The following is a 15266-nucleotide window of genomic DNA, read 5'->3' as shown; positions in this document are numbered from 1 at the left end:
CTTACGTAAATAATGCAATAGTAGTCGATAAATCAATCGGCTTGATGATTTCCGATATATCAATATCTTGTTGTTCATAAAGAGCTTCAAGATCAGTCAATAAAGCAATCGCTTGTGGAATACTCCACGTAATTTCTTGCTCATGGTTAAATGCTAAATACTGCTGAGATAACCAGTCATAAATAAGTGGTTTTAACTCTTGTGATGATATCTGTTGAGATAATAAAGTAATAAGTTTTGGTAATAATGATTGCCAATTTACTTTTCTCATTAACTTAGGTACAGCATTGAGCTGTAATTTCGACTTATCGATCTGAAATTCAAAATTGAATTCATCCAGAACTCCACCAACACGCTCCATCACCTGTAACTCGTTTTTATTCAATAAAATAGAGAGCGGAATCAGTAAACGTTCTTGTCTAAATTCTTCATTATTTTTTACAATTTGTGTTTTGAATAATGCTAATTGCGCTTTTTTTAGCGATAACAAACTCATTGTCTGTTGCTGATAGCTATTTTTTTCTAATAACACGTATTGATTATCAATAATTGTTAATACTCTACCAAGCTTTACAATCGTCGAAAGTTCAATTGTATCATCTATTGAAGCTAAAGGCGTCGTTCGTTTAGGAAACAACGATTCAATCACTGCACGTTGTTCGGTGGATATCGTCTCTTCTTTCAAAATCGTTTTATTAACAACTGGCTGAACTAAGGCCTGATATACACCATTTTCTACAACATGGTTAGTTTTTAATGGTTTACTGTGATGAGCATAATCATGACCTTTACTCAGGGATGGTGAAACCATAGGAGTAGAGGCTGAAGGATTAAACACATTATACCCAGCAGCTAAACGATTAGGCTTTAACGCCCACTCTTGCTGTTCATCTTTATTATCATCAGATTGTAGCGGTAAAGTTGCATCATTTTGCTTACTTAACGCCATAGCCATCGCTTGGTAAACAAAATCATGAATAAGCCTTGCTTCATGAAAACGAACTTCATGTTTAGCGGGATGCACATTAACATCAACCTGATGCGGATCAAGCTCTAAATAAATCACATAACTCAGCGATTCATCTGTTGAATGGATTTGCGATTTAGCATTTTCTAAAAAGGCCTGTTTTAATGCATGATTCAGTAAACGATCTTTAATCACTCGCCCATTAACATAGAAATATTGTAAGGGCTCTTGTCCCGTGTTTGAGGCAATCCAACCATTAATGAATAGATCATCATGCTGCCATGACAATTTTACCGCTTTTTGCATAAATGCGATGCCACAAATGGTTGCAATCCGTTTTTCAATCTGCTCTTGCGAATCAGCTGCGCGATACTGTTTAACTAATTTACCATTATGTTCTAAATTAAAGCTGACTTGTGGATAAGCTAAAGCGATACGTCGGATAATCTCCTCAATATGCGAGAATTCGGTCTTTTCCGTTTTTAAAAATCGTCGTCTTGCCGGAGTATTATAAAAAATATCTAATACTTCAACCGTTGTACCCGTTGGATGAGAAGCGGGTCTAATCACTGATTCCATATCTCGTCCTTCAGCATAAACTTGCCAACCTTCAGGTTGATTTTCGGTTTTAGACGTTAATGTTAAACGCGAAACAGAACTAATACTAGCTAATGCTTCACCGCGAAATCCTAAGCTAACTATCGCTTCTAAGTCATCTAAACTACTAATTTTGCTTGTCGCGTGTCTTCTCAGGGCTAAAGCTAACTCATCTTTAGCAATCCCACTGCCATTATCGCGAATACGAATTAATTTACATCCACCTTGCTCAATAGTAATATCAATCCGATTCGCCTTAGCATCAATAGCATTTTCGACAAGTTCTTTAATAATAGAAGCGGGTCGTTCTACTACCTCTCCAGCAGCAATTTGGTTCGCTAATTGAGGAGGAAGAATTTGAATCGCCATTAACCTTTGTCCTTATTAATTGGATTAGTTTTTATGTAATTTTTCAAACCTCTATAAATAGCCTGAGCTATCTTGTTTTGATGGGCATCACTTCTGAGCAGCTTTTCTTCACTCAAATTTGAAATAAATCCGACCTCTATCAGGACTGAAGGAATATCAGGAGAACGCAACACGCCTAAGCTAGCATGTTCAGGAACGCGTTTATGTAGCGAAACAACCTTACCAAGCTCGGTTAAAATATTCGTCGCTAACGCATAGCCAACTTGTTGAGAATAGGAAAACTGTAGATCTAAAATTGCTTGGCTTAAAAAGCGGTTATCGCCCTCTGATAATGCATCACCTGCACCACCGAGTAACTCAGATTGCTTCTCGTGTTGTTCAATCCATCGACCTAATTCAGTATCAGCTCGTTTCGTTGAAAGAACCCAAACAGAGGCACCTTTAGCACTTTTATTCGGTGCCGCATCAGCATGAATCGATACTAATAAATTAGCTTTCTGATCCCTTGCAATTTCAGAACGTTGATAAACCGAAATAAAATTATCTTTAGAACGCGTCATTACAGCTTTTAGATCTTTATCATTATTAATCAATACCTTTAGTTTATTGGCGATTGATAATGTTACTGTTTTTTCATACAACTTATACTGGCCTACAGCACCAGAATCTTTGCCACCATGCCCAGCATCAATGGCAATAATAACTTTTCCATTCACTTGACTACACATCAGTAAAGTTACCAACAGTAGTGATATTGTTTTAATTATATTTTTCATACTCTCTACTTTTATTTATTTCAATTTATAATAATTTTCCCTATTCCATATCAACCATATGATATGATGATATTATCTTTAATCCTTTTTCCGATAATGGCTGAATAATTGCCTCTCGTGCTAACTGGTCATAAATGAGCTCAATTTTAATATCGGCATTTGCTAAAATATCCCCAGCTTGTTGTGGCCATTCAATAAGGCAGATACAGCATTTTAATAAATAGTCACGAATCCCCATAAACTCAAGCTCTTCAGGATCAGCTAATCGATAAAGATCAAAATGATAAACAGACAGATCTTTAAAATCATAAGGCTCAACTAAGGTATAAGTTGGACTTTTTACATTACCTTGATGACCTAATGCTTGTAAAAAACCACGGCTAAAGGTCGTTTTTCCTGCACCTAAATCGCCTTCAAGATGAATCATAATATTATCATCGTGACAATTAAGATAATGACGACATTGCAAAGCAAGTTGATATCCTAATTGAACGGTCTCATCTGCGGTTCTAAGTTTAATTTTATCTGCCTCTTTCTGATTCTTTACTGGACTCTGGGTCATTATTATAGAAGAATAACCGCCATTAAGGAAACATTTAACAGCATAGAAAACGATCATGTTGCATACTATCTCCGATTCAGCGATTGATATTGAACTAATTACCCCAAATGATGCGGTTTTATTTTGGCAAAATGGGGTTATTCTGACAATAAAAGACAACGTCATACTCAATGCTATTTTAGCTAAAACCACACTCTGTTATGTATTAGATAATGATATCATGGCAAGAGGATTAGCTCCTTTAATAGATCCTCGCCTAACAATCATTGACATGGAAATGGTCGTTTCGCTGACGGAGCATCATTATCCACAAATGAAATGGTAACTGACTTGTTGCAAAATTTTTCGTTATAATTCTGCTGTAGAGTAGTAATATAGTATAAAAATGGACTTGATTTCAATTTATGTGAATCCAAGACCGAATAAATTAAAGAACAGTGCGAGCTGTTTCACGAGCCCAAGCATCAATCTCAAATACGTGTTCAATCGAGGTCGGTTCACTTAAGGTTAATTTATTTAGTACTTTTTCAACAGTGATTGCAATATCCATAAAACCAATTTGTCGATTTAAAAATGCGTCAACAGCGATTTCATTTGCAGCATTCAGTGATGTGGTAGCGGCTTGTCCATTTTGAGATGCATCGATCGCGAGTTTTAAACAAGGATAACGTTTAAAATCAGGTTGTAGGAATGTCAATTGAGATAGCTTTGTAAAATCAAGCGGTGGTACACCTGAAATAATTCTTTCTGGATAAGACATAGAATAAGCAATCGGCGTGCACATATCTGGATGACCAAGTTCTGCAATCACGCTACCATCAGTATAACGTACCATAGAGTGAATAATTGATTGTGGATGAATAATGATCTCCATCTCCTCTGGTGAGGCATTAAAGAGCCATCTTGCTTCAATATATTCCAATCCTTTGTTCATCATAGTTGCTGAATCGACTGAGATTTTCCTTCCCATTGACCAATTTGGATGAGCAACGGCTTGCTCTGGTGTCACGTTTTTTAGTTTACTAATATCGAGATCGCGAAATGGTCCACCAGATCCCGTTAATACAATTTTACTAATGCCTTGCTGGGCAAGCACGGCAAAACCTAAATCATGTTGCACCACACTAGGTAAACTTTGAAAAATAGCATTATGTTCACTATCAACAGGTAATAACTGCGCACCATGTTTTTTAACCGCTTGCATAAATAAATGACCGCAAGTCACTAACGACTCTTTATTGGCAAGTAGAATACGTTTACCCTTTTCAATCGCAGCCAGTGTCGATTTTAAACCGGCAGCGCCAACGATTGAGGCCATGACTTGTGTAACTTCAGGTAGCTGCGCTAAATCACAAATCGCCTGCTCTCCCGATAAAACCTCAATATTTAGCCCTAAATCATATAAATGCTGTTGTAACAATTTGGCTGAAGCAGGATCAGCCATTGCTACGTATTTGGGTTTAAATTCTTGACACTGTTCAACCATTTTAGTGACATTTTTACCACCAGTAAGTACATAAGCTTTATATGCCGTTGGATTATGTCGGATAAGCGATAATGTACTACAGCCAATTGAACCAGTTGAACCAAGAATTGCGATATTTGTTTGCATTATGAAAAGAGTCAAAAAGTTGGAATAAACGTTACAATAGCGCAAAGCGGCAAAATAAGCAATTGCACTAATTTAATAGCAAGTGACTCAATATTTATCAAAACCTAGAACAAGATAAGAAAAATTGAGTGCTTAAGAGCGAATTATCAATTCTGTTATGGGTTTTCTTTTAGAATAAGGTTGGGGATTTGCAAAACCAAGCCGTAATAACATTATTGGGTATTGATTCATCCCTAAAGTCGCTTTCATTTCCGCAGATAATGATTCCACTTCAATCGGTTGATTCATATAGGCATAAGATATTCCCAAGGCGGTACAATTTAATAATAGGCGCTGCATTGATCGACCTAAGTTAATCCACTGCGTTAAAGTATCCTCTTGAGTCGACAATAACATAAAATGAGAGGCGGATTGTATCTTTTTAACATCTTGTTTATTTTGATTTTTCACATTTAAGAAAGCGGATATGATTAGCCTTGCAATAAACTTAGGCATATTCGGTGCGCCAAATACAGCATAACTTAATCCATCATTCATCTGCTCTGAATGTTTTCGATTAAATCTCACCCATAATTTTAATTCATCCACAAATGCACTATCTGTCATCTGTATTACATTACCTCTTAAAATTAAGTCAGTTATCAACTCAAACTCACGACTTTTATTCTGGTAAAAAGCGCGATTAATACCTTTATCTAAACTAATTAATTGTAGGACATTCAGCTGTTCATTAGTAATAATTTTACCATTAAAGCAGCTTCGATTAGTTTGCTGTTATTGCATGAAGAACAGCGAATCTTTATCTGCAACATCAATTAACTGTTTTTGTAAGGTAATAGAGACCTCACCATTTTCACTTATTGCTGTTTGCGAACCATATCCTTTTGCTGATGCGGCAATAACAATATTTTCAACAATAGAGCCAACACTAATAAATAATTCTCGATTATACGGATCTACCACAGGTAAAGTTTTTTGATAATTAGGTAATACATCAATACGATCTGCATATAGTTGAAACAGCCAAGGTTGACTATTATGCCCAGAAGGAGCCCGAATCGCTTGGTTCAAAATAAACAGATAATCTGTATTATGGTTCATTATACTTATCATTCCCGTGTTATGAGTTTTTATTATTGATAATGTTAATGATGCTTGAGTAAAAAAGCCGTATTAAAATACGGCTTCTAGTGACAATTAATTGTTTCTAACGACTGCTGCGATTCTTTCTGCATACTGAAGTACTAACTCATTATCTTGACCTTCTACCATGACTCGAATCAGTGGTTCAGTCCCCGATTTACGAATTAAAACGCGCCCCTTATATTCAAGTAATGACTCAACGTCTTTTATTGTTGCAATAACGTCAGGATGATTTAATGGATCACTTTTACCTGAGAAACGTACATTAATCAAAACTTGTGGTAGTAATTTCATACCACTGCTTAAATCAGCTAACGTCATTTTATTACGAATCATCGCCGATAATACTTGTAATCCGGCTACAATCCCATCTCCAGTGGTCGTTTTATCAAGTAATAAGACATGTCCGGAATTTTCAGCACCAAATCGCCAATTATTTTCGAGTAATTTTTCTAATACATAACGATCGCCAACTTTAGCTCGGACAAATGGAATACCAAGCTCTTTCAATGCAATTTCAAGCCCCATATTACTCATCAAGGTACCGACAACACCGCCTTTCAGTTGTCCATTACGTAAAGCCTCTCGAGCAATAATATAGATAATTTTATCACCATCAAGCACATTACCTAAGTGATCAACCATAATGATACGATCACCATCACCATCTAATGCGAAACCAACATCAGCCTTTTCAGCTAATACTTTTTCAATCAATGCCTGTACGTCTGTTGCACCACAATGATGATTAATATTCATACCATCGGGTTCACAACCGATTTTAATAACTTTCGCACCTAGCTCTTTTAAAACATTTGGGGCAATATGATAAGTAGCACCATTGGCACAATCAACAACGACTTTCAATCCTGATAAGCTCAGATCATGATCAAATGTCCCTTTACAAAACTCGATATAACGGCCAGCGGCATCAGTGATACGACTTGCTCGTCCTAATTTGTCTGAATCAACGCAACTGAGTGGTTTTTCTAATTGTTCCTCAATTAAGTGCTCGATATGATCGGGTAATTTTTTACCTTCGGTAGAAAAGAACTTAATACCATTATCATAAAAAGGGTTGTGTGATGCAGAGATAACCACTCCGGCATCAGCACGAAATGTTCGCGTCAAATAAGCTATTGCGGGCGTAGGCATTGGGCCAGTAAAAGCAGCAGCAACGCCGGCAGAAGCAAATCCGGCCTCTAGAGCCGATTCAAGCATATAACCGGAAATACGTGTATCTTTACCAATCAGAACTTTACCGACACCATTTTGCGCTAAAACACAGCCAACGGCCCAACCAAGTTTTAAGGCAAAATCAGGAGTAATTGGGAAAACGCCCACTCGACCTCGAATACCATCAGTGCCAAAATATTTTCTTTCCGACATCATCTATTTCCTTCTACTATTTTTAGTAACCCGTCTTACGTTTAAGTTAGCTCATTATTTGTTATAATGACAAAATCGATTCAAGTCATGTTACTATAATAATGAAAAAATATCACTTGCTTGCTTTTACCTTACTCTTTTTATTTGTCATTTTTAGCACAAATGCCAACAATTTGGCGATCCCAACGTTAAATAAACGCATTACAGATTTAACACAAACATTAACACCAGAAGAGTTAGATAAGTTAAATACGCAAATTATAACCTTTGAAAATAGTCATCCTGACGGTAGCCAACTTGCTATTTTAATTATTCCACATTTATCAAATACAACGATTGACGAGCAGGCAAATCTGATTTTTAATGATTGGCAATTGGGTCAAAAAGGCAAAGATAATGGCGTACTATTATTGATTGCATTAGAAGATAGAGAGCTAAAAATTGAAGTTGGTTATGGGCTAGAAGGCCAATTAACTGACTTAAGAACCCATCGAATTATGGAACAATATTTAATACCGGCATTTAAAACTGAACAGTATTATCAAGGCATATCTGATGCCATAAAAGCCATTGATAGTATTATCACTGATCCAGTTAATAATCTCTTTGCTGATGATGAAAAAATGCAGGAAACCTATAACTATCTGGTAGAGCTTGCTGGTATTAATGCACTTATCATTATGTTCTGTACTTTGATGGGCTATGTGATTCAACCAACTAACTCACTGATAAAATCGGCAAAAAGGTATATTATCTTATGGTTGATTGGTTGCACAGGTTGTTTTACTTATCTATTCATCGACAGCTCTTTTTTATTAATAGATTTAATAAAAACGGGGCTATTCTTAAGTGGATTTACGTTATTATTTAGCCTTATGATCTCGTTTGTTTTTGCTATGTTGCATGGATTTATCGTCGTACCTTTCTTAAATTTATTCGTTAGCACAAAAATTGATAAAAATAATAAAATAATCAAACCTCAGATAAACATAAGAGTATCTGTCGCTGTAACGCTTGCCTGTTTAGCTATCTTTGCTGTATTACCAACGCCATTTAAACTTATTTTCGCTCTTATTGGATTTATCATATGTGGTTTTACGCTCTCAAAAAACGGGCGATCCAGTGGTTCATCATCAAGAAACAGCAGCAGTATAGGTCGCGGAGGAGGTGGCGGATTCAGTGGTGGAGGTGGTCGAAGTGGTGGCGGTGGTTCATCTGGTCGCTGGTGAGTTCTGCGCCTTGGCGCAGAATTCCTCTGACTCTTACGCTTCTGCTAGTGTTGCTTGCACGATACGTAAGGCATCAAATGTCTCTTTAACATCATGTACGCGAATAATTTTAGCACCTTTCATTGCTGAAATAACGGCACATGAAACACTACCAATTGTTCTCTCTAATGGTGGTACATTCAAGATTTGTCCAATCATTGATTTGCGTGACATACCCACTAATAGTGGCAAGCCAAAATGATGAAACTCATCTAATTTAGCTAAGAGACGATAATTATGTTGTAATGTTTTACCAAAACCAAAACCCGGATCTAACATAATTTTATCTCGTGCAATACCGGCATCAACACAACGCTGGATATGTTCAGTAAAAAACTGATCAACTTCAAGATAGATATCTTGCTTATAGCATGGAGCCTGTTGCATCGTTTTCGGTTCACCTTGCATATGCATAAGACAAACAGGTAAACCTGTTTTTTGTGCTGCTTGCAATGCACCCGGTAATGTTAATGCTCTAATATCATTAATTAAATGGGCACCTGCATTCGCTGATTCGGTCATCACTTCAGGCTTAGATGTATCAACCGAGATCCAAACATCAAAATATTTTGCTATTTTTTCAACAACAGGAACAACGCGTTCCAGTTCTTGTTCAACTGTCACATCATCCGCACCAGGTCTAGTCGATTCACCACCAATATCGATCATCGTGGCCCCTGCTTGTACCATTTGATCGACATGGTACATTGCTGCATCTAAATTATTAAATTTACCACCATCAGAGAATGAATCTGGAGTGACATTCAAAATCCCCATCACATGAGGGAAGGTGAGATCCAGGACATGTTGATTAAACTTAATTTCCATATAAATACTCCTAATTTAGTTGTAAAAAAACGCGCCTAAGCGCGTTTAAATTAGTAATAGAATTAACTATTAGATGAGGAAGAGTCATCCGGCCCAATATCATTTTTTGATGTTGGTTCAGATTCACCCTCAGTAGGAACCGCTTTCACCGCTTGTTCATCTTTTTCTGTCCAGCCATCCGGCGGAGTGACTGGCTTACGCCCCATTAATTCAGCAATCTGTTTCTTACCAATTGTCTCATACTTAATTAATGCATCTTTCATCGCATGCAAAATATCGATATTATCAGTAAGTAATTGATATGCCCGCTCATAATTACGCTTAATAATCGCTTGTACATCTTCATCAATAATGCGGGCAGTTTCATCAGATATTTTCTTCATTGGGCCATAAGACGACTCTTCATATTCAAAAAATATCGGTGCTAAGCGATCTGAGAAGCCCCATTCAGTAACCATCGCACGAGCAACATTGGAGGCATAACGAATATCACTTGATGCGCCTGATGTAATTTTATCGTCACCATAAATTAGACCTTCAGCAATACGCCCAGCATAAGCAGTTGAAATCATCGACTCTAACTTCGTTTTGCTTTGACTAATCTGATCACCTTCTGGTAAGAAAAAGGTTACACCTAATGCACCACCACGTGGAATAATTGTCACTTTATGCAATGGATCATGTTCAGGCACTAAGTATCCAACAATCGCATGTCCAGCTTCATGATACGCAGTATTAACTAACTGTTCAGTAGTCATCGTCAATGAACGACGTTCTGTACCCATATTGATTTTATCTTTTGCCTCTTCAAACTCGTCCATTGAAACTAAACGTTTATTACGACGAGCAGCGAATAGCGCAGCTTCATTGACTAAATTAGCTAAGTCAGCACCTGAGTAACCAGGAGTACCGCGAGCTAAAACAGAAAGATCAACATTATTATCTAACGGTACTTTACGCACATGTACTGCCAAGATCTGTTCACGACCTTTCATATCAGGTAAACCTACCTGCACTTGACGGTCAAAACGACCAGGACGTAATAACGCAGGATCTAAAATATCAACACGGTTAGTTGCAGCAATGATGATGATTCCACTATTGGCTTCAAAACCATCCATTTCAACTAACATTTGGTTTAATGTCTGTTCACGCTCATCATGACCACCCATTGAACCGGCACCACGTTTACGACCTACCGCATCAATTTCATCAATAAAAATGATACATGGAGCATGTTTACGCGCTTGTTCAAAAAGATCACGTACACGTGAAGCACCAACACCAACAAACATTTCCACAAAGTCAGAACCAGAAATTGTAAAAAATGGTACATTCGCTTCACCTGCAATCGCACGAGCAAGTAATGTTTTACCGGTACCAGGAGGTCCGACCATTAAAATACCTTTTGGAATTCGGCCACCTAACTTCTGGTATTTACCTGGATCACGTAAAAAATCCACAACTTCTGTAACTTCTTGCTTAGCTTCTTCACTACCTGCCACATCCGTAAATTTAGTTTTTACTTGATCGGGCGTTAGCATACGGGCTTTACTTTTACCAACAGACATTGGGCCGCCTTTACCACCACCTTGCATTTGGCGCATGATAAATAACCAGAAACCAATTAAGAAAATTATAGGAAACCAAGAAATTAAAATCGTTGTTAATAAACTCGGTTTTTCTTCAGGGGTACCAAATACTGGAACATTATACTTCAAAAGATCATCCATTAGCTTATTATCAAAATAGGGAATATAGGTAACGTAATTACTATTACTACTCGTAGTCGCTGCTATTTCTTTATTATTAATATGGACTTCTTTAAGCTTACCGTTCGTTATGTCAGAATAAAAAGTTGTATAGCTTACTTGTTGGCCGCTGCTTGAAATTGAACTGAATTGATTAAAAACAGCAATCAATACTACAGCAATCACACCCCAAATAAGCAAATTTTTAACCATGTCGTTCAAAAGAAAACCCCTCAAAAATAATGGATTATGCTCATATCCAAATGATGCATAATGCTATCACAGTACAATAAAAAAAGGCAACTGACTATTTTCTACCCATCGCAACAATATACACTTCACGAGATCTCGCTCTAGATGCCTCTGGCTTACGGATTTTGACCGTTTTAAACATTTCTCGAACAAGTCGGAGAAACTCTTCAAATCCTTCGCCTTGAAAAACTTTTACAATAAAATTACCATTTGACGCAAGTACATCACGGCACATATCAAGCGCTAACTCAACTAAATACATTGAGCGAGGAATATCAACGGCTGGCTGGCCACTCATATTCGGCGCCATGTCAGACATGACAACTTGCACTTTATCTTCACCAACACGTTCTAAAAGAGCCGCTAATACCGCCTCGTCACGAAAATCACCTTGTAAAAAATCAACACCTACAATCGGATCCATCGGCAATAGATCACATGCAATGATCCTACCTTTATCGCCAATTAATGATGCGGCATATTGTGACCATCCACCCGGTGCAGCCCCCAGATCAACAACGGTAATACCCGGCTTAAATAACTTGTCAGTTTGTTGTATCTCTTCAAGCTTAAACCAAGCACGAGAACGTAATCCTTTTTTTTGTGCTTGCTGAACAAAGCGATCGTTAAAATGCTCATTTAACCAACGAGTTGAACTACCAGATCGTTTTTTACTACTCACATTTAATCCTACATTTATTACTAAGAGAGTGAATATTCATTGAAGTTTTACTTTATATAAGGGTAGAATAGTAAAATTACAACCCCTAAAGATATTAAATTAAATGAATTTATCTAATAAACAAAAACAATATTTAAAAAGTGAAGCCCACCATCTAAAACCAGTGGTTATGATTGGAGCGAATGGCCTCACTGAAGGTGTCCTTGCTGAAATTGATAGTGCGCTCAATTTTCATGAACTGATCAAAGTTAAAGTTTCAGCGGAAGATCGTGAAACTAAAAAATTAATTTGTGATGCCATTATTCGTGAAACAAATGCAGTACAAGTTCAATTAATTGGTTCTATTTTGACACTATTTAAACCAAGCGAAGACAAAAAAATCACTTTACCTAAAAACTAACTTTAACGTTAATTTTTAGCGCCAAAATATGCCGCAAATGCGGCATATCTTAGATATATTCCACCTTTAAGATATCAAACTCAACATCACCGCCAGGCGTTTTAATTGAAACGGTGTCATCTTCTTCCTTACCTATCAATCCCCTCGCAATCGGTGAATTAACTGAGATTAGATTTTGTTTAAAATCGGCTTCATCATCACCCACAATGCGATATGTGATCTCTTCATCAGAATCTAAATTAACTACCGTAACCGTTGCACCAAAAATAATCCTACCCGTATTTTTTATTTTTGTAATATCAATAACTTGTGCTTGAGATAATTTAGATTCAATTTCTTGAATGCGTCCTTCACAAAAACCTTGTTGCTCGCGCGCCGCATGATACTCAGCATTTTCTTTCAAATCACCATGTGCTCTTGCCTCTGCAATCGCAGCAATAATTTGCGGACGTTTTACACTTTTTAGTTCTTCCAGTTCAGCACGTAATAATTCGGCACCTTTCACCGTCATTGGAATCTGTTTCATTTCTCATTTTTCCTCACTATTATATATTACAAAATAACCGTAATCGTTTTCTATAAACAATAAAAAACACGCCCTAGTTAAAAGGAAGTGTTTTTTATCTGTTAGTGGCAAATATATTAGCGATTATTTAAGATAAGGCAAGCAATAAAAAAGTAACCAGCGAGAACAGCCCATCAATAATCAATATATACCATTGCCGATATAAAAAAATTCCCGACTACATTGAAAAAAATAGGATAAAAATAGAATAAAATACCAGTCATATTATCACTTGTTGTACAAATATTGATATCACCAAATGTGTTGAATCATTACATCGACAATCCCTTATTTGACATAATGATGTTGTATAATGGCTAATAGATAAGTATATTCTTAGCTACAGTAAATAAAATATATATTTGATATCAATCAGTTTGCAATATTATAATGAACTATATTAAATAATACGCCAGAAATAAGACGATATGTTAAAACGACTCAGATTATTGATTTTACTTTTGATTGCGATTCTGTGGTTCGTGATTATTTTCCCGTATTTGTTAATCCAAACAGAGTTTGGGGCCGGTTATGCAGGTAAACTACTCTCTCATTATAATGATAATTATTCAATTTCGATCGGTAATGTATCGCACTCTATTTTTAAACCTTATGAAATAGAATTAGAGAATTTCACCATCCAAGATAAAGCTAAAACGGTTACTTATCTTTCAGCCCAAAAAATGGTGGTGGTACTACAAAAGAATAACTTATTACAGTCTCATTCGTTTGATTATGTTTTAATCGAAAATGGATATGTACAATCCTCTGCCACCCTACCAGTACTAAATAGTAATATTTTGCAGCTCAAAAATATCTCTCTAAAATATAGTACGCCGAAACAAGACAATCAGATTGCTCTCAACAATATCTCTGGCAGTATTGCACCTTGGTCATCACAATGGATGAGTGAACGGCTTGATAGTCAGTTTACACTAACGGTTGAAAATGCTAACTACAATCAACTCAATATTGATGCAATTTTTATTCAAGGTACACAAAAAGATAAGGTTTTAACATTGTCTAATGTAGGTGGGAATATTGCTCATGGCTTTTTCACAATGAAAGGTCATATTCTTGCGAATAACCATCTAAATATCAGTCAACTGAGATTAAATAATATCAGTTCTCAAATTGACACATCTAATATTGATGATCTTTCAGCCGATTTACCAGAGACTACCATTGCACAACTTTCCATCATTAATAGTAGTATTGTTACACCCAAATTTTCGATTGAAAAAGGGAATCTTGATGTTAAAAATGTTAATTATAGTAACACTTGGCATATCGAAAAGAGTGATTTAGCCTTTAATGCACAGAGTATCGTTTGGAATAATGAGCTGATTGAGGCTCCATTATTAAAGTGGTACTATGACAATGATAAGATTATCGTAGAACAAGCCATGGCCACATGGAACCATGGCAATATTAAATTATCCGGGCGTTGGCAAAACGATAAACTAACGATTGATAATATTATTGCTGTAGGGCTACGTTATGAGTTGCCCGAAAGTTGGTATCAATCACTAAGTTCACTACCATTGACCGATTATTTCCCAACCGACATAGTAATAAAACAATTTGCGCTGATGCCTAGCTTAATTATTAATACTGCCCCTAATTTTCCATTTCAATTTACGGCATTTGAAGCATTTGGTAATGACATTAATGTACATATAACAAAAGATGAATTGCACATTGCTGGCAAGGTTTTAGTCAAGGCTGATAGTGGTACACTAAATACCGTTGAGCTAAATAAACCAGATCTAACGTTAAGTTTAACGCCAACAAACAGTACTGCCGCCTTTAGTACTTTAATTAATTCAGGTGTACTTGAAGGAAATGCAACCCTATTAACAACCAAACAATTACAATCGCTAACGCTTGATGCCTATAATGTTAGTAGCCAAATACTACCGCTATGGCATTTGATCAATAATCCCATCAGTGCTAACAAATATACCCTTGAATTACATGGCGATTTGCAGCCATTATCATTAGAGGGACAATTTAGTACTGATGAAAAAACCTATTCAATTAAGAATAATCAATTTGTCGACTATTGATTTTATAAAATCTATCCTCATTATATTGATATCCTA

The 15266-nt window shown here is 36.5% G+C and carries 15 protein-coding genes; 4 read left to right on the top strand and 11 right to left on the bottom strand.

Annotated elements, in window-relative coordinates; genetic code table 11:
- Nucleotide 1: 1 nt before the first annotated feature.
- Genes mutL through tsaE form a run of 3 tightly spaced genes read right to left on the bottom strand, consistent with a single transcriptional unit; the run spans nucleotide 2 to nucleotide 3271 of the window.
- Entirely contained in the window at nucleotides 2–1933 is a 1932-nt protein-coding gene (gene mutL / locus RHO11_11640; GenBank protein ID WVD61123.1) for a DNA mismatch repair endonuclease MutL, read from the bottom strand.
- Nucleotides 1933–2709 carry an N-acetylmuramoyl-L-alanine amidase gene (locus RHO11_11635; GenBank protein ID WVD61122.1) on the bottom strand — a complete coding sequence of 259 codons (777 nt, stop codon included), beginning with the start codon at nucleotides 2707–2709 and terminating at the stop codon, nucleotides 1933–1935. The genes mutL and RHO11_11635 overlap by 1 nt, the downstream gene beginning before the upstream one ends.
- A 40-nt stretch (nucleotides 2710–2749) precedes the next feature.
- Nucleotides 2750–3271, bottom strand: coding sequence for a tRNA (adenosine(37)-N6)-threonylcarbamoyltransferase complex ATPase subunit type 1 TsaE (gene tsaE / locus RHO11_11630; protein WVD61121.1), 522 nt, complete (start codon nucleotides 3269–3271; stop codon nucleotides 2750–2752).
- Between the two features lie 55 nt (nucleotides 3272–3326).
- Here tsaE and tusB point away from each other — a divergent pair, with 55 nt between their 5' ends.
- On the top strand, nucleotides 3327–3596 hold the full coding sequence (gene tusB, locus RHO11_11625) for a sulfurtransferase complex subunit TusB (protein ID WVD61120.1): 270 nt from the start codon (nucleotides 3327–3329) through the stop codon (nucleotides 3594–3596).
- Nucleotides 3597–3698: 102 nt separating this feature from the next.
- Here tusB and ispC read toward each other — a convergent pair whose 3' ends face one another.
- The 4 genes from ispC to glmM all read right to left on the bottom strand — a co-directional run bounded on the left by ispC (nucleotide 3699) and on the right by glmM (nucleotide 7418).
- A complete protein-coding gene (gene ispC / locus RHO11_11620) occupies nucleotides 3699–4883 on the bottom strand; it encodes a 1-deoxy-D-xylulose-5-phosphate reductoisomerase (protein WVD61119.1) in 1185 nt (394 codons plus the stop codon).
- 132 nt (nucleotides 4884–5015) lie between these two features.
- Nucleotides 5016–5489, bottom strand: a complete 474-nt coding sequence (locus RHO11_11615; GenBank protein WVD61118.1) for a hypothetical protein — start codon at nucleotides 5487–5489, stop codon at nucleotides 5016–5018.
- Nucleotides 5490–5657: 168 nt separating this feature from the next.
- Complete coding sequence (locus RHO11_11610) at nucleotides 5658–5984, bottom strand: hypothetical protein (GenBank protein ID WVD61117.1); 327 nt, start codon at nucleotides 5982–5984, stop codon at nucleotides 5658–5660.
- Nucleotides 5985–6080: 96 nt separating this feature from the next.
- Nucleotides 6081–7418: a phosphoglucosamine mutase gene (glmM, locus tag RHO11_11605; GenBank protein ID WVD61116.1), complete on the bottom strand. Its 1338-nt coding sequence runs from the start codon at nucleotides 7416–7418 to the stop codon at nucleotides 6081–6083.
- A gap of 98 nt (nucleotides 7419–7516) precedes the next feature.
- Here glmM and RHO11_11600 point away from each other — a divergent pair, with 98 nt between their 5' ends.
- A complete protein-coding gene (locus RHO11_11600; protein ID WVD61115.1) occupies nucleotides 7517–8644 on the top strand; it encodes a TPM domain-containing protein in 1128 nt (375 codons plus the stop codon).
- A 33-nt stretch (nucleotides 8645–8677) separates the two neighbouring features.
- On the opposite strand, the gene folP is transcribed toward RHO11_11600, so the two are convergent.
- The 3 genes from folP to rlmE all read right to left on the bottom strand — a co-directional run bounded on the left by folP (nucleotide 8678) and on the right by rlmE (nucleotide 12196).
- Entirely contained in the window at nucleotides 8678–9511 is an 834-nt protein-coding gene (folP, locus tag RHO11_11595) for a dihydropteroate synthase (protein ID WVD61114.1), read from the bottom strand.
- Nucleotides 9512–9573: 62 nt separating this feature from the next.
- A complete protein-coding gene (ftsH, locus tag RHO11_11590; protein WVD62896.1) occupies nucleotides 9574–11475 on the bottom strand; it encodes an ATP-dependent zinc metalloprotease FtsH in 1902 nt (633 codons plus the stop codon).
- A gap of 94 nt (nucleotides 11476–11569) precedes the next feature.
- Complete coding sequence (gene rlmE / locus RHO11_11585; GenBank protein WVD61113.1) at nucleotides 11570–12196, bottom strand: 23S rRNA (uridine(2552)-2'-O)-methyltransferase RlmE; 627 nt, start codon at nucleotides 12194–12196, stop codon at nucleotides 11570–11572.
- 103 nt (nucleotides 12197–12299) lie between these two features.
- Here rlmE and yhbY point away from each other — a divergent pair, with 103 nt between their 5' ends.
- Complete coding sequence (yhbY, locus tag RHO11_11580) at nucleotides 12300–12596, top strand: ribosome assembly RNA-binding protein YhbY (GenBank protein ID WVD61112.1); 297 nt, start codon at nucleotides 12300–12302, stop codon at nucleotides 12594–12596.
- A 49-nt stretch (nucleotides 12597–12645) separates the two neighbouring features.
- Here yhbY and greA read toward each other — a convergent pair whose 3' ends face one another.
- On the bottom strand, nucleotides 12646–13122 hold the full coding sequence (greA, locus tag RHO11_11575) for a transcription elongation factor GreA (GenBank protein WVD61111.1): 477 nt from the start codon (nucleotides 13120–13122) through the stop codon (nucleotides 12646–12648).
- Nucleotides 13123–13589: 467 nt separating this feature from the next.
- Here greA and RHO11_11570 point away from each other — a divergent pair, with 467 nt between their 5' ends.
- Entirely contained in the window at nucleotides 13590–15230 is a 1641-nt protein-coding gene (locus RHO11_11570) for a hypothetical protein (GenBank protein ID WVD61110.1), read from the top strand.
- Nucleotides 15231–15266 lie beyond the last annotated feature (36 nt).

The sequence above is a fragment of the Orbaceae bacterium BiB genome, from assembly GCA_036251205.1.
Taxonomy (GTDB): Bacteria; Pseudomonadota; Gammaproteobacteria; order Enterobacterales; family Orbaceae; genus Orbus; species Orbus mooreae.
Note: the sequence above shows the minus strand (reverse complement) of the source record. Positions and strands in the feature narration are given on the sequence as shown.

What these genes read in the sequence shown, in the direction of transcription:
- mutL (WVD61123.1), bottom strand. Translation starts at nt 1,933, where the DNA reads ATGGCGATTCAAATTCTTCCTCCTCAATTAGCGAACCAAATTGCTGCT.
- RHO11_11635 (WVD61122.1), bottom strand. Translation starts at nt 2,709, where the DNA reads ATGAAAAATATAATTAAAACAATATCACTACTGTTGGTAACTTTACTG.
- tsaE (WVD61121.1), bottom strand. Translation starts at nt 3,271, where the DNA reads ATGACCCAGAGTCCAGTAAAGAATCAGAAAGAGGCAGATAAAATTAAA.
- tusB (WVD61120.1), top strand. Translation starts at nt 3,327, where the DNA reads ATGTTGCATACTATCTCCGATTCAGCGATTGATATTGAACTAATTACC.
- ispC (WVD61119.1), bottom strand. Translation starts at nt 4,883, where the DNA reads ATGCAAACAAATATCGCAATTCTTGGTTCAACTGGTTCAATTGGCTGT.
- RHO11_11615 (WVD61118.1), bottom strand. Translation starts at nt 5,489, where the DNA reads ATGACAGATAGTGCATTTGTGGATGAATTAAAATTATGGGTGAGATTT.
- RHO11_11610 (WVD61117.1), bottom strand. Translation starts at nt 5,984, where the DNA reads ATGAACCATAATACAGATTATCTGTTTATTTTGAACCAAGCGATTCGG.
- glmM (WVD61116.1), bottom strand. Translation starts at nt 7,418, where the DNA reads ATGATGTCGGAAAGAAAATATTTTGGCACTGATGGTATTCGAGGTCGA.
- RHO11_11600 (WVD61115.1), top strand. Translation starts at nt 7,517, where the DNA reads ATGAAAAAATATCACTTGCTTGCTTTTACCTTACTCTTTTTATTTGTC.
- folP (WVD61114.1), bottom strand. Translation starts at nt 9,511, where the DNA reads ATGGAAATTAAGTTTAATCAACATGTCCTGGATCTCACCTTCCCTCAT.
- ftsH (WVD62896.1), bottom strand. Translation starts at nt 11,475, where the DNA reads ATGGTTAAAAATTTGCTTATTTGGGGTGTGATTGCTGTAGTATTGATT.
- yhbY (WVD61112.1), top strand. Translation starts at nt 12,300, where the DNA reads ATGAATTTATCTAATAAACAAAAACAATATTTAAAAAGTGAAGCCCAC.
- greA (WVD61111.1), bottom strand. Translation starts at nt 13,122, where the DNA reads ATGAAACAGATTCCAATGACGGTGAAAGGTGCCGAATTATTACGTGCT.
- RHO11_11570 (WVD61110.1), top strand. Translation starts at nt 13,590, where the DNA reads ATGTTAAAACGACTCAGATTATTGATTTTACTTTTGATTGCGATTCTG.